The sequence below is a fragment of the Candidatus Pelagibacter communis genome, assembly GCF_001179985.1.
Lineage (GTDB): Bacteria > Pseudomonadota > Alphaproteobacteria > Pelagibacterales > Pelagibacteraceae > Pelagibacter > Pelagibacter ubique_J.
This window is the reverse complement of the sequence record NZ_CVSI01000073.1, coordinates 60,092-74,441: the sequence shown is the minus strand read 5'-3', so window position 1 is coordinate 74,441 and position 14,350 is coordinate 60,092. Positions and strand designations below refer to the sequence as shown.

Genomic DNA, 14,350 nt, shown 5'->3' with positions numbered 1-14,350 from the left:
ATGAGAGAAATAATAGTCGCTTTTGGACTATTCTTATTTATAGAAGGCTCATTATACGCCTTATTTCCCTCAAAAATGAGAAATATGTTAAATAAGTTAAAGTTGATGAAAGATTCTCAACTAAGATTTGGAGGAGTTATATTTGTATTAGTTGGTTTTTTAATCATCTGGTATATGAAAGTTTTATGAGAATAATAAAAAAATATTTTACATTGATCTTGTTGTTTTCAATAGCAACTATTTTACCAACAAACTCGCAAGATAGACCAGCTTCTTTTGCTGATCTAGCTGATAAATTAATGCCATCTGTCGTGAACATCTCAACAACAACTACTGTAGTGCAAAATGCTAACCCTTTTCCGTTCGAATTTCCTCCTGGATCTCCTTTTGGAGATATGTTTAAAGAATTTGGATCACCTCAGAAAAGAAAAGCAAGCGCACTAGGCTCAGGTTTTGTGATAAATAGCAACGGGACAGTTATAACAAATAATCATGTGATAAAGGGTGCAGAAGATATAGTTGTTAGGTTTAGTAATGACAAAGAATATAAAGCAGAAATAATTGGAGCAGATCCATTATCAGATGTTGCAGTTTTAAAAATTAAATCTGGCGATAAGTTTCAGCCTGTTAAATTTGGAAATTCTGACAAAGCTAGAATAGGTGACTGGGTTATTGCTATTGGAAACCCTTTTGGATTGGGTGGCACTGTTACCTCAGGAATAATTTCAGCAAGAAATCGAAATATTGGATTATCAAGATACGAAGATTTCATTCAAACAGATGCATCGATTAATACTGGAAATTCAGGTGGACCTTTATTTAATATGAATGGAGATGTAATAGGAATAAATACAGCAATTCTTGGTCAACAAGGATCAATAGGAATTGGTTTTGCAATTCCATCGAATAGCGCAAAACAAGTAATAGATCAATTAATTGAGTTTGGTGAAACGAAAAGAGGTTGGCTAGGTGTTAGAATTCAAAATGTTTCAAAAGAAATAGCAGAAATTGAAAAATTAGGAAAAGCAAGAGGTGCTTTAGTTGCAAGTGTTGCTCCAGGAAGTCCTTCTGATAAAGGAGGTATTAAAGATGGAGATATTATACTAGAATTTGATGGTAAGAAAATTAACGAAATGCAAGAACTTCCATTAATTGTTGCTCAAACAAAAGTAGGTAAAGTTGTTAAATTAAAAGTATGGAGAAATAAAAAAGAAATAACAAAAACAATTACACTTGGCAGACTTGAAACTTCAGAAGACTTTAGAGCAGAAAGCCCTAAAGTTCCGCAAGTCGAAACAATTTCTGCATTAAAGATTGAGGTAAGACCTATAACGAAAGAAGATATTATTCAAAGACAACTACCACCAAATGTATCAGGTTTAATAATAACTAAAATAGAGCCAGATAGTCCTATAAATTATTTAAAAGTAAATGACATAATTGTAGAAGCAGGTAAAAAAAGAATTAAGTCTGCTAATCAGTTAAATAATTTAGTTAACACAGCATTAAAGTCACAAAATAAAACTATACTAATTGCAATTTTTAATAATCAAAATCAAAAAAGATATATTGGTGTAAAATTGGATTAGTATGGACCTAAAGTCCAAAATAATTTTAATTTCAGGACCCACAGCATCAGGTAAATCTAAATTTGCACTTAAGCTTGCAAAAAAAATTGATGGGGAAATTATCAATGCTGACAGTATGCAAATATTTAAAGAAATAAAAATTTTAAATGCAAGGCCGAGCTCAAAAGATAAATCAAATATTAAACATCACTTATACGGCTTTCTAAGTGTTAAAAAAAATTTTTCAGTAGGCGAGTGGTTAAAAAAATGTCTTACAAAAATTTCAGAAATAAAAAAAAGAAAAAAAGTTCCAATAATTGTTGGTGGTACTGGCCTTTACTTCAAATCTTTAGTAGATGGTTTAGCAAAAATACCAAAAATAAGTAAAAACAATAGAGATAAAATAAGAAAGTTACAAAAAAAAATTGGTCAAAAAAGTTTTTACAAAAGATTAATTAAATTAGACCCTTTGTGTAAAAATTATATTAATACCAATGATCAAAACAGATCTATCAGAGCTTATGAAGTTTTTATTCAAACCAATAAATCTTTGTATACTTGGTTTAAGAATACTGCAATTCATTTTCAAGACAAGGACTTTGAGAAAATATTTATTGATATTTCAAGAGATGAAGTTTTAAAAAGCTTATCAAATAGGATAGAAAAAATGATCAAAGCGGGAGCCATCCAAGAAGTAAAGAAATTTAATAAATTAAAAGTAAAAAAAACGAATAGCTCATTTAAGATAATAGGGATAAGAGAAATTAATGAGTTGAAACCTGATAAGACCAATTTAAGTCTTATCAAAGAAAAAATTACCATAAAAACCAGGCAATACGCCAAAAGACAGATGACTTGGGCAAGAGGTCATATGAAAGACTGGTATAGAATTGCTCCGAACAATCTAAATTCTTATCTAAATAAGATTAGTTAAACTTGACCAATTAGCACAACTTCAGCTAGATTGGTTAAATGTCAAAATTATATACAGGCGCAGAAATAGTTTTTAAATGTATGGAGGATCAAAAAGTTGAATTTATTTTTGGTTATCCTGGTGGCGCTGTATTACCAATTTATGATGAATTAAAAAATCACGATACCATTAAACATATACTTGTACGACACGAGCAAGGAGCAGGACATGCTGCAGAGGGTTATGCAAGGTCATGTGGAAAACCTGGTGTAGTTTTAGTTACATCTGGACCTGGTGCAACAAATGTTGTTACTGCTTTGACAGATGCATACATGGACTCTATCCCATTAGTATGTATTTCAGGACAAGTTCCAACACATTTAATAGGTACTGATGCTTTCCAAGAATGTGATACCACAGGAATAACTAGACCGTGCACTAAGCATAATTGGTTAGTAAAAGATGTTAAGGATTTAGCAAAAACAATTCACAAGGCTTTTGAAGTTGCAACAACAGGAAGGCCTGGACCAGTTTTGGTTGATATTCCAAAAGATATTCAATTTCAAAAATCCAAATATACAAATTTTATAAAACAAAAAAAACTTAACGGAAAATCAAATAATAGATTTTCACAAAAAGATATCGACAAACTTATTGAAATGATGAGTAAAGCAAAACAACCAATATTTTATACAGGTGGTGGTGTAATTAATTCTGGTCCAAAGGCGAGTGAGCAATTAAGAGAATTAGTTTCAATAACTGGTTTTCCAATAACATCAACACTACAAGGCCTTGGTTCGTTCCCAGGAGATGATACTCAATTTCTAGGTATGCTCGGTATGCATGGCACATACGAAGCTAATAATGCTATGCACGATTGCGATCTTATGATTAACATAGGCGCAAGATTTGACGATAGGATAACAGGAAAAATTGATGAATTCTCTCCTAAATCTAAAAAAGTTCACATAGATATAGATCCATCGTCCATAAATAAAAATGTGAAGGTAGACCTTCCAATTGTGGGAGATGTATCAGAAGTAATTTCGTTACTAATAAAGACAATTAAAAAACATAAAACAAATTTTTTAAAGTCTAACAAAGAAAATATTTCAAAATGGTGGGAACAAATTGGAAAATGGAGATCTGTTAATTCTCTAAACTTTATTAATAGTGATAAAACAATAAAACCACAATTTGCAATCCAAAGACTCTATGAGTTAACTAAAAATAAAGATACATTTATTACAACTGAGGTTGGCCAGCATCAAATGTGGGCTGCTCAACATTATAAATTCGATAAACCAAATAGGTGGATGACATCAGGTGGTCTTGGTACAATGGGTTATGGTTTACCAGCAGCAGTTGGAGTTCAAATAGCTCATCCTGATAAATTAGTAGTTGATATTGCAGGAGAGGCTTCAGTTCTTATGACAATGCAAGAAATGTCCACAGCTGTTCAGTATAATTTACCAATAAAGATATTTATTCTAAATAATGAGTACATGGGGATGGTAAGACAATGGCAAGAATTACTTCATGAAAAAAACTATTCTGAAAGTTACACTGCAGCTCTTCCTGATTTTGTAAAACTAGCAGAAGCTTATGGATGTGTTGGAATAAGAGCAAAAACTCCAGATGAATTAGATCAAAAAATTCAAGAAATGATTGATGTAAAAAAACCTGTAATATTTGATTGTTTAGTTGATAAAGAAGAAAATTGTTTTCCAATGATTCCTTCAGGCAAACCTCACAATCAAATGTTATTAGGCCCTAAAGATCAAAAAGAAAATAAAATTACAGGAAAAGGAAAAACTTTGGTTTAATGGCTAAATCTAAATCAGCTTATAGCGATCCAGGCAAAAAAGGGAAACTAGATACACATATAATAGTAGTATGGGTAGATAATGAAGCTGGGGTTTTAGCTAGAGTAGTGGGTTTATTCTCTGGCAGAGGATATAACATAGAGTCATTAGCTGTTGCAGAGGTTGATCCTAAACGAGGTATATCAAGGATAACGATTGTAACTACTGGAACACCACAAGTCATTGAACAAATTAAGTTACAGCTAGGTAAACTTGTGCCAGTTCATAAAGTTGCAGATTTTATGAGAGGTGATAAAAAAATTATTTTTAAAGAAATGGCTTTATTAAAGCTTGTTGGGAATACTTCTAAGAGAAATAAAGCATTAAAAGTTTGCAAAAAATTTAATCCAGTAGTACTAGACAAAACTCAAAAATCAGTTGTACTTCAAATAACTGCATTAAGAAGAGAGATAGATAATGTGATGGGAGATTTAAAAAAATTTGGATTAGTTAGTGTGTCTAGAACTGGTGCAGTAGCTATGACAAGAGGATCAGAAATTTTTAAATAAAGGAGAGTTAAAATGAAAATGTTTTATGAAAAAGATACTAACGTAAATTTAATAAAAGAAAAAAAAATAGCTATTTTTGGATATGGAAGCCAAGGTCATGCTCATGCATTAAACTTAAAAGATAGTGGCGTTAAAGAGGTAGTAGTAGCTTTAAGAGATGGATCTGCTAGTAAAGAAAAAGCTGAGTCAAAAGGTTTAAAAGTAATGAACTTATCTGATGCTGCAGAGTGGGCTGATGTTATAATGATACTAACTCCAGATGAACTTCAAGCAACAATATATAAAAATCATATTGAGCAAAGAGTTAAGGAAGGAACTTCAATAGCCTTTGCTCATGGTTTAAATGTTCACTATGATTTAATTAAAGCTAGAAAAGATTTAGATGTTTTTATGGTTGCTCCAAAAGGACCAGGTCATTTAGTAAGAAGTGAATATGAAAAAGGTGGTGGAGTTCCCTGTCTATTTGCTGTCCATCAAAATGGATCTGGTAAAGCAAGAGATCTAGCAATGTCCTATGCGTCAGCAATAGGTGGTGGAAGATCTGGAATAATTGAAACAACATTTAAAGATGAAGTAGAAACAGATCTTTTTGGGGAACAAACTGTTTTATGTGGAGGATTAGTTGAGTTAATTAAAAACGGATACGAAACTTTAGTAGAAGCAGGTTACGAACCTGAAATGGCATATTTTGAAACTGTTCACGAAGTCAAACTTATCGTTGATTTGATTTATGAAGGTGGAATAGCAAATATGAATTATTCAATTTCAAATACTGCTGAATATGGAGAGTATATGTCAGGGCCTAGAATTATTAATAAAGAAGAAACTAAAAAAAGAATGAAAGAAGTTCTAGATGACATCCAATCTGGTAAATTTACAAAACAGTGGATAGATGAGTGCAAGAATGGTCAAAAAAACTTTCTTAAAATTAGAGAAAAGTTAGCTGAGCATCCAGTTGAAAAAGTTGGTAAAAATCTTAGAGCAATGATGCCATGGATTTCCAAAAAGAAATTGGTTGATAGCGACAAGAGTTAAAAAACAACATATAAAACCCATAATTGACTATTTTGTTTTGCAATCTACGCTAGAGATTGTATTATCCAAAAAAATAATTTACAAAAATTATGAGCGATAAAGATAAAGTTTTTATATTTGATACGACTATGCGTGATGGGGAACAGTCTCCGGGTGCTTCAATGAGTGTTGAAGAAAAAATTCAAATTTCTAGAGTATTTGATGAAATGGGAATAGATATAATTGAGGCTGGCTTCCCTATATCGTCACCAGGAGATTTTGAAGCAGTATCTGAAATTAGTAAAGAAATTAAAAATTCAATACCATGTGGTTTAGCTAGAGCTTTAAGAAAAGATATTGATGCTTGTCATGAGTCTTTAAGACACTCAAAAAGATTTAGAATTCACACTTTTATTTCAACAAGCCCTGTTCATATGAAACACAAATTAGATATGTCCAATGATCAAGTTTTAGACGCTATTAAGGATAGCGTTACATACGCTAGAAAATTTACTAATGATGTAGAGTGGTCTTGTGAAGATGGAACTAGAACAGATTTAGATTTTATGTGTAAAACAATCGAATTAGCTATAAAATGCGGAGCTACAACAATAAATATCCCCGATACTGTTGGTTACTCAATTCCTGAAGAATTTGCAAAAACAATAACACATATTAAAAATAAAGTACCGAACATAGATAAAGCTATTATATCTGCCCACTGTCACAATGATTTAGGACTTGCCGTTGCTAATGCTTTAGCTGGACTATCGGCAGGTGTAAGACAAATCGAATGTACAATTAATGGTATTGGTGAAAGAGCTGGAAATGCAGCACTAGAAGAAATTGTAATGGCTATAAAAACAAGAAATGATTTGATGCCTTATGAAACAGGTATTAAGACTGAACTAATAAGTAAAGCATCTAAAATTGTATCTAATGCAACTGGTTTTCCTGTGCAATTTAATAAAGCAATTGTTGGAAAAAATGCTTTTGCTCATGAGTCAGGTATTCATCAAGATGGTATGCTGAAAAATAGAGAGACCTATGAAATCATGACACCAGAAAGTGTTGGAGTTAAAAAAACTTCTTTAGTGATGGGTAAACACTCTGGTAGGCATGCATTTAAGGATAAATTGAGCGACCTTGGATATACAAACTTAACTGATGATGTTATTCAAAATGCATTTGGAAAATTTAAAATTTTGGCAGATAAGAAAAAACATGTTTACGATGAAGATATACTTGCTTTAGTGGATGACAGTCTAATTATAGACAATAAAATTAATGCAATAAACTTAAAATCTTTAAAAGTTTTTGCTGGAACAGGGGAGCCTCAAAAAGCAGAAATGACTTTAGATGTTTTTGGTGAAATTAAAAAGACTTCTCAAACTGGAGATGGTCCAGTTGATGCTACATTTAAGTGCATAAAAACATTGTATCCACACGAAATGAAACTTTTGTTATATCAAGTTCATGCAGTAACAGAAGGTACAGATGCCCAAGCAACAGTAAGTGTTAAAATTGAGGAAAACGATAGAACTACTGTTGGTCAATCCGCAGACACAGATACTTTAGTTGCATCAGCAAACGCATACTTGAATGCACTAAATAAGATGCTTATTAAACGAGAGAAGAAATCTATGAATGAAAGTATTAAACATCAAAAAGTGAAAGGAATATAAAATGTCGGTATTTGGAAAAATTACTAGTATATGGAGTCAAGATATGGCGATAGACCTTGGAACAGCTAATACTTTAGTTGTTTTAAAAGGACAAGGTGTAGTACTAAATGAACCATCAGTTGTTGCGGTAGTAGATAATAAAGGAAAAAAATCAGTTTTAGCAGTAGGAGATGAGGCAAAAACAATGCTTGGAAGAACGCCTGGCAACATTCAAGCTATAAGACCATTAAGAGATGGTGTGATTGCTGACTTCGTAGTTACTGAGGAAATGATCAAACATTTTATCAAAAAAGTTCACAAAAGAAGTACATTTGCAAACCCTAGAATTTTAATTTGCGTACCAACTGGATCTACTCCAGTTGAAAGAAAAGCTATTCAAGACAGTGCTCTTGCTGCAGGAGCAAGAAGGGTTCAATTAATTGAAGAACCAATAGCAGCAGCGATTGGTGCAGGATTACCAATATCTGAAGCGACAGGTTCTATGGTCATAGATATTGGGGGTGGTACAACTGAAATTGCGGTAATGTCTTTAGGTGGTGTAGTTTACTCTAATTCATTAAGAGTTGCTGGAGATGCAATGGATGGTGCTTTGGCTAATTATATGAGAAAAGAATATAATTTAATGATAGGGGATAGTACTGCAGAAAAAATTAAAAAAGAAATTGGTACTGCAATTGCAACAAATAATAATACTTATGCAGTTAAAGGTAGAGACTTAAGATCAGGAACGCCTAAAGAAGTAAATATTACTGAAGAAGATACAGTAGAAGCCTTGAATCCGATATTGAAAGAAATGATTAATGGTATCAAAGACGCTTTAGAAAACACACCTCCAGAACTTTCAGCTGATTTGGTTGATATGGGACTTACACTAACAGGTGGCGGTGCATTATTGAAAAACATCGACAAAAGATTGTCAAAAGAGACTGGATTACCTGTGCATATAGCTGAAGATCCATTGGCCTGTGTAGCTATTGGAACTGGCAAAGCCTTGGAACAAGAGGAGATATTTTCAACGGTACTTTCTGAATATTAAGATAATAAAATGGAAACAAACAGAGATGATTTCATAATTGCAATCAGATCTGCCTTTTTAAAAAAAGGAACTAAGCAAAGATTTTCACTCCTGGTTTTATTATTTGTTTCTGTAACAATTTTATTTTTAGGTAAGTATAATTTTAAAGGTATAAATATTTTAAAATCAGGTTTAAATGAAATTGTTTACCGTACTACATTTATAATTTCTGTCCCAGAAAATTTTATAAAGAACACTTACTATTTTACTTTATCTCATATAAATCTGTATAATGATCATAAAAAACTTAAAAGGGATTTTAATGCTTTGCAAGCCGAAAGCCTGAATAATGATTTTATAATTTCTGAAAATAGAATACTGAAATCTAAAATAGATGATATAGTTGATGTTTCCTCAGAAATATTAGCCAAAGTATTAGTTGATAAACAAAGCCCGTTTTTAAAGTCTGTAATTGTAAATAGAGGAAGTAAAGACAAAGTTAAACTGGGAATGGCAGTCTTAGATGGAGAATTTTTAATTGGTAAAGTCGTAGAAGTTAATTATCGAACCTCTAGAGTATTATTATTATCTGATTTGAATAGTAAAATACCAGTTTCAATCGGACCCAATAGCATACAATCAATTTTAACAGGTACTGATCAAAATATGGGTAAATTGCAATATACACAATTAGATAACATTAATTTTGAAGTAGGTGATCAAATTTACTCTTCAGGCTCAGGTGGAATATTTAAATCAGGAATGCCAATTGGTAAAATAGATTTCATAGATGATAACAATGATAGCTATATTTTATTTCATTCAAATTTTTCACAGTTACGGTTGGTAAAAATAGTTTTATATGAAAATTTAGAATAAATTTATGGCTCTATCAAAACTACCTATTTCAAGAAAAATTTTATCAATAGGTCCAATATTATTGCTATATGTTTCAGTTTTAAATGAGTTTGATTTTAATTATTTAAATTTCAAATATTTTTCATTTAATTTTCCATATATATTAATTTTTTATTGGAGTTTAAAAGGTGAAGGTAGCTTAAATTATGTGCTAGTTTTTATTGCTGGACTTATTAATGATGTCGTAATTGGCTTGCCAATAGGTATCAGTAGTTTGACATATTTATTAATATGTGGTTTTGCTGCATATCTCAGAAATATTACCTTAAGACCAAGCCTTGTAAAGGATTGGTTTTTTTTCCTTTTTACTATTTTAGTTACAAGTTCGTTTTTTTACTCAATACTAGTAATTTTTTTTAATGTTAAAGTAAATTATTATGATTTACTATTTAATGTGTTATATACTTTTATTTTCTATTATTTTTTTTCATTTATTTTTGGTTATTATTTAAATTTACTAAGAAGGACTAATGATTAGTGGTGGAACAGATACTAGTTACAGAAAACAAAGTGTAGTTGGCAGAAGAATGTTTATTTTGTCTGCTGCTAAATTTGTTGTTTTTGGGGGAATAATTGCACAACTATTTTCACTTCAAATAAATCAAAATAAAAAATACTTAACACTCTCAGACAAAAATCGATTGAGAGAGTGGAAACTTCCACCAATAAGAGGAGATTTTCAAGACTTTTTTGGAAATACAATCGCTGGTAATTTAAAAGTTTATCAACTTCATATTATACCAGAACAAGTCGAAAATTTTAATAATTTAATAATTAGAGTAAAAGACATCTTAGAACTAGACCAAAAGACTTTTAACAAAATTATAAAAAAGAAAAACTCTCAAAAGCCTTGGGAAACATTAATAATTTCAGAGAATCTATCCTGGGATCAATTTGTTAAAATAAATTTTTATTTACATGAACTGTCAGGTGTCAAACCAGTTTTATCTGTAGCAAGAAATTATCCTTACAATGAAAATTATACTCATCTTTTAGGATACGTTGCACAAGCAAGTCAAAATGATCTTGCAAATAATGATGAAATTAAAAAAAAACATGTTCCCGGATTGAGAGTTGGAAAAATTGGATTAGAGAGATCTTTAGAAAACGATTTGATAGGCATGAATGGAGTTCAAAGATACGAAGTCAATGCATATGGTAAAAGAATAAAACAAATAGACCACATAGAGGGCCAAAAAGGTAAATCTATAAGATTAACAGTTGATACAAAAATTCAACAGAAGTGCAACGATCTTTTAAAAGATAAAGCAGGATCGATAAGTGTTATGGATATATACACTGGAGATATACTTGCAATGCATTCATCACCGTCCTTTGATCCAAATTTATTTTTATATGGAATAAGTTATGAAAATTGGGAAGCAATTAAAAGTGATCCAAAAAAACCACTTATAAATAGATCGATTACAGGATTATATCCTCCTGGTTCAACAATAAAACCGATCGTTGCACTATCAGCGTTAGAAAATAATGTTATCTCCCCTTATTTTAAAGTTAATTGTTCAGGAAAAATTGAGATGTATGGGCAAACATATAACTGTTGGAAAAAGAAAGGGCATGGAGTTGTCAATCTTAGAGATGCTCTAAAAGTTTCATGTGATACTTTTTTTTATGAAATGTCTAGAAGATTGGGAGTTGATCGTCTAAATGAAACTGCAAAAAAATTTGGATTAGGGAATAAGGTCTTTAACAATATTTTTAATGAAGAGAAAGCTGGTTTAGTTCCTTCAACAGAATGGAAAAAAAATGCTCTTGGTAGAGGGTGGGTTCTTGGTGAGACACTTATAACAGGTATTGGTCAAGGATATATCCAAACTACTCCATTACAGCTATGTCTTATGACAGCCCAACTAGCTAATGGTGGTTTTAAAATAAATCCAAAATTAATTGTAAATAAAGATGATTTAACTTTTGAGGATATTAAATCTAAAATGAGTAAAAATTTAGAAAAAAAAATACAGGGCCCAGATTTTGATGATGCATTGGTGGATCTTGGAATGTCATCTAGTAAAGATGATAATTTGTATAGCCCTCTTTTTAGAAATCAAGAAAATGTAAAATTTGTTTTGGAAGCAATGTTTGCTTCTACAAATGAGGCTAGGGGGACATCTTTTTCTTCAAGAATTGAAGATAAGAAATATCAGTTTGCGGGAAAAACAGGAACCTCACAGGTAAAAAGAATAACTGAGGCTCAAAGAGAGCTTGATTTAGATATCTCCCAAATTCCTTATGAAGACAGAGATCACGCTCTTTATATAGCATTTGGACCTTACAAAAATCCAAGATATGCAATGAGCGTTTTTATAGAACATGGCGGCTCTGGCGGTTCGACTGCTGCTCCGATGGCTAAAAAATTGTTTAAAGTTGTAATTGATAGACACGAAGAGAGAGAAAAATTCAAACAAAAAAATATTAATTTTATAGCATAATGTTTCAAGAAACAGCACTAAGTGGACAAATCACCTTCTTTCAAAAACTTAGATCATTAGATTATATATTGCTTTTTTGCTTATTAATTCTTGGACTTGTAAGCTCTTTATCAATGTATTCAACAGAAGGAGGAGAAGTTCTTTACCACACAAAAAGTCATGTAATTCGATTTATAGTTTTCTTTTCAATGATGTTAATATTTTCCTTCGTGAATTTAAAACTTTGGCATTCAATCGGCTATATTTTTTACTTTGTGGTTTTATGCTTATTAATTTGGGCTTCTTTGTATGGAGTAAAAGCATCTGGATCTCAAAGATGGGTTGACCTGTACTTTATTAATCTCCAACCCTCTGAGTTAATGAAAGTTGCAATAATTATGTGTTTTGCGAAATTTTATCACCGAACCCAAATTCATTTAGTTAATAGTTTTAAAAATATAATAGTTCCAATGGTAGTATTAATTTTACCAATTTTATTAGTTGTAAGCCAACCAGATTTAGGTACCTCAATTTTAATTGGTTTGAGTGGTTTAGTTGTTTTATGGTTATCTGGAGTTAATGTAAAATATTTCATCTATTCTTCTTTAATTTTATTAATTTCTTTACCGTTTTTAATATCTTTTTTAAAACCGTACCAAAAACTTAGAATATTAACTTTTTTTAACCCAGATAGAGATCCGCTTGGTGTAGGATATCAAATAATACAATCAAAAATTGCCGTAGGTTCAGGTGGTTTATCAGGAAAAGGCTTCCTCAAAGGGACACAAAGCTATTTGGACTTTTTACCTGAAAAGCATACGGATTTTATATTTACGTTATTTTCAGAGGAACATGGATTTATTGGTTCGGTTTTATTACTTTTTCTTTACGCAATTATAATTTATAGAACTGCAAAAATTGGTGCGTCTGCCAGAAGCTTTTTTGGAAAATTATTTTGTTACGGATTCGCTTCCTCTATATTTATTTATGTTACAGTTAATATGAGCATGGTTTTAGGACTACTTCCAATTGTAGGGTCACCCCTACCTATCATGTCATATGGAGGTTCTTCTATGCTAGCTACAATGATAGGTTTTAGTGTTGTAATGAGCACAAAAATTTATCAAAAACAGATTATTGCATAATTTGTCGCGATAATTTTTTTTTCTCATGATGTAGATTACTTCAATGTCAAAAAGCGAAGTTGCTATTATTGGTGCTGGTATTCAAGGTGTCTGCAATGCTTTATTTTTACAAAAAAAAGGAATTGATGTAACTTTATTTGATAAAGATGAACCAGGTTGCGCAGCTTCTTATGGAAATGCAGGTCATTTTTCACCATATGCCTCCTTGCAGTTAAACAGATCAGATGTGCTATCTGATGTACCTGCTATGCTATTAAGCAGTAGAGGACCGCTAGCTTTAAAATGGAATTATTTTTTTAAAATGATTCCTTGGTTTTCAAAATATATAATGAATTGTTCTGAAAAAAAAATGATGCACACAGCCAAATATATGCATCAAATTTTAGATCTATCTCTAAATGCTTATGATGAATTGTTTGCTGACATTAATTTAGAGGGTCTTGTTGAAAATAAAGGCATAATGTACGTTTGGGAACAAAAAGGAATTAAAAGTAGACAGATTGAAATTAATATTCGAGAAAAATTAGGTGTAAAACAAAAAATTCTAAATCCTAAGGAGGTTCACGATCTAGAACCAAATTTAAAACCTTTTTATGATGGAGGAGTATTTTATGAATATGCAAGACATGCAAGAAATCCAAAAAAGATTATAGAGAAATTATTTGTTAACTTTATTAACAAAGGCGGTAAATTTAAAAAAACAAATATTAATAATATTGATTTTAAAGATCAAAGACCTGTTTTAATTACTGAAAAAGATAAACTGTTATTTGATAAAGTTGTTATTGCTTGTGGAGCATTTTCAAAAAAATTTACAGATATATTAGATGAAAAAATTCCATTAGATACTGAAAGAGGTTATCATATTCATTTCAAAAATTACTCAAAATTACTGTCAAGGCCAGTGGTATGGGCAGATAGGGGTTTTGGTATTACTCCTATGGAACAGGGGTTGAGAGTTGTAGGAACAGTTGAATTTGGTGGTTTAAAGAACCCGTTATCTAAATCCAGAGTTAAAAATTTAATTTTAAATGCAAAAGACATGCTTAACGGTTTACCTGAGAATGAAGACCATGAAGATGAATGGTTAGGTTTCAGACCAACATTGCCTGATTTTCTTCCTGTAATTGGTAAATCGAAAAATTATAATAATGTTTACTATTCATTTGGTCATCACCATTTAGGATGGACATTGGGAGCGATTTCAGGGAAGATAGTATCTAAAATGATTGTTGGTGATAAAACTAATTTAGACCTATCTCCTTACAGTTCTTCAAGATTTAATTAAG

General features: G+C 31.2%; 13 protein-coding genes. All 13 read left to right on the top strand.

The annotated features are described in order from the left end of the window. The 13 genes from AMN80_RS05280 to AMN80_RS05220 all read left to right on the top strand — a co-directional run bounded on the left by AMN80_RS05280 (window position 1) and on the right by AMN80_RS05220 (window position 14,349). On the top strand, window positions 1-189 hold the full coding sequence (locus AMN80_RS05280) for a DUF2065 domain-containing protein (RefSeq protein ID WP_075520929.1): 189 nt from the start codon (window positions 1-3) through the stop codon (window positions 187-189). After that, on the top strand, window positions 186-1,589 hold the full coding sequence (locus tag AMN80_RS05275; protein WP_075520928.1) for a Do family serine endopeptidase: 1,404 nt from the start codon (window positions 186-188) through the stop codon (window positions 1,587-1,589). The genes AMN80_RS05280 and AMN80_RS05275 overlap by 4 nt, the downstream gene beginning before the upstream one ends. A 1-nt stretch (window position 1,590) precedes the next feature. Further along, window positions 1,591-2,502: a tRNA (adenosine(37)-N6)-dimethylallyltransferase MiaA gene (gene miaA, locus AMN80_RS05270; RefSeq protein ID WP_075520927.1), complete on the top strand. Its 912-nt coding sequence runs from the start codon at window positions 1,591-1,593 to the stop codon at window positions 2,500-2,502. A 38-nt stretch (window positions 2,503-2,540) separates the two neighbouring features. Continuing rightward, complete coding sequence (locus AMN80_RS05265; protein ID WP_075520926.1) at window positions 2,541-4,307, top strand: acetolactate synthase 3 large subunit; 1,767 nt, start codon at window positions 2,541-2,543, stop codon at window positions 4,305-4,307. Beyond that, a complete protein-coding gene (ilvN, locus tag AMN80_RS05260) occupies window positions 4,307-4,855 on the top strand; it encodes an acetolactate synthase small subunit (RefSeq protein WP_075520925.1) in 549 nt (182 codons plus the stop codon). The genes AMN80_RS05265 and ilvN overlap by 1 nt, the downstream gene beginning before the upstream one ends. A 12-nt stretch (window positions 4,856-4,867) precedes the next feature. Next, the gene (gene ilvC / locus AMN80_RS05255; protein ID WP_075520924.1) at window positions 4,868-5,890 is read left to right on the top strand and encodes a ketol-acid reductoisomerase; all 1,023 of its coding nucleotides are present in this window, start codon (window positions 4,868-4,870) and stop codon (window positions 5,888-5,890) included. Between the two features lie 89 nt (window positions 5,891-5,979). Next, window positions 5,980-7,554, top strand: a complete 1,575-nt coding sequence (locus tag AMN80_RS05250) for a 2-isopropylmalate synthase (RefSeq protein ID WP_075520923.1) — start codon at window positions 5,980-5,982, stop codon at window positions 7,552-7,554. Between the two features lies 1 nt (window position 7,555). Beyond that, entirely contained in the window at window positions 7,556-8,590 is a 1,035-nt protein-coding gene (locus AMN80_RS05245) for a rod shape-determining protein (protein ID WP_075520922.1), read from the top strand. Between the two features lie 9 nt (window positions 8,591-8,599). Beyond that, window positions 8,600-9,448: a rod shape-determining protein MreC gene (mreC, locus tag AMN80_RS05240; protein ID WP_075520921.1), complete on the top strand. Its 849-nt coding sequence runs from the start codon at window positions 8,600-8,602 to the stop codon at window positions 9,446-9,448. Between the two features lie 4 nt (window positions 9,449-9,452). Beyond that, window positions 9,453-9,965, top strand: coding sequence for a rod shape-determining protein MreD (gene mreD / locus AMN80_RS05235; RefSeq protein WP_075520920.1), 513 nt, complete (start codon window positions 9,453-9,455; stop codon window positions 9,963-9,965). Next, on the top strand, window positions 9,958-11,937 hold the full coding sequence (gene mrdA, locus AMN80_RS05230) for a penicillin-binding protein 2 (protein ID WP_075520919.1): 1,980 nt from the start codon (window positions 9,958-9,960) through the stop codon (window positions 11,935-11,937). Before mreD ends, mrdA begins: the two co-directional genes overlap by 8 nt. Further along, window positions 11,937-13,061, top strand: coding sequence for a rod shape-determining protein RodA (gene rodA / locus AMN80_RS05225; protein WP_075520918.1), 1,125 nt, complete (start codon window positions 11,937-11,939; stop codon window positions 13,059-13,061). Before mrdA ends, rodA begins: the two co-directional genes overlap by 1 nt. A gap of 43 nt (window positions 13,062-13,104) precedes the next feature. After that, on the top strand, window positions 13,105-14,349 hold the full coding sequence (locus AMN80_RS05220) for an NAD(P)/FAD-dependent oxidoreductase (protein ID WP_075520917.1): 1,245 nt from the start codon (window positions 13,105-13,107) through the stop codon (window positions 14,347-14,349). Window position 14,350: the final 1 nt, after the last annotated feature.

Bases quoted from the DNA above. Each gene is read 5' to 3' on its own strand.
- AMN80_RS05280 (WP_075520929.1), top strand. From the start codon at position 1: ATGAGAGAAATAATAGTCGCTTTTGGACTATTCTTATTTATAGAAGGC.
- AMN80_RS05275 (WP_075520928.1), top strand. From the start codon at position 186: ATGAGAATAATAAAAAAATATTTTACATTGATCTTGTTGTTTTCAATA.
- miaA (WP_075520927.1), top strand. From the start codon at position 1,591: ATGGACCTAAAGTCCAAAATAATTTTAATTTCAGGACCCACAGCATCA.
- AMN80_RS05265 (WP_075520926.1), top strand. From the start codon at position 2,541: ATGTCAAAATTATATACAGGCGCAGAAATAGTTTTTAAATGTATGGAG.
- ilvN (WP_075520925.1), top strand. From the start codon at position 4,307: ATGGCTAAATCTAAATCAGCTTATAGCGATCCAGGCAAAAAAGGGAAA.
- ilvC (WP_075520924.1), top strand. From the start codon at position 4,868: ATGAAAATGTTTTATGAAAAAGATACTAACGTAAATTTAATAAAAGAA.
- AMN80_RS05250 (WP_075520923.1), top strand. From the start codon at position 5,980: ATGAGCGATAAAGATAAAGTTTTTATATTTGATACGACTATGCGTGAT.
- AMN80_RS05245 (WP_075520922.1), top strand. From the start codon at position 7,556: ATGTCGGTATTTGGAAAAATTACTAGTATATGGAGTCAAGATATGGCG.
- mreC (WP_075520921.1), top strand. From the start codon at position 8,600: ATGGAAACAAACAGAGATGATTTCATAATTGCAATCAGATCTGCCTTT.
- mreD (WP_075520920.1), top strand. From the start codon at position 9,453: ATGGCTCTATCAAAACTACCTATTTCAAGAAAAATTTTATCAATAGGT.
- mrdA (WP_075520919.1), top strand. From the start codon at position 9,958: ATGATTAGTGGTGGAACAGATACTAGTTACAGAAAACAAAGTGTAGTT.
- rodA (WP_075520918.1), top strand. From the start codon at position 11,937: ATGTTTCAAGAAACAGCACTAAGTGGACAAATCACCTTCTTTCAAAAA.
- AMN80_RS05220 (WP_075520917.1), top strand. From the start codon at position 13,105: ATGTCAAAAAGCGAAGTTGCTATTATTGGTGCTGGTATTCAAGGTGTC.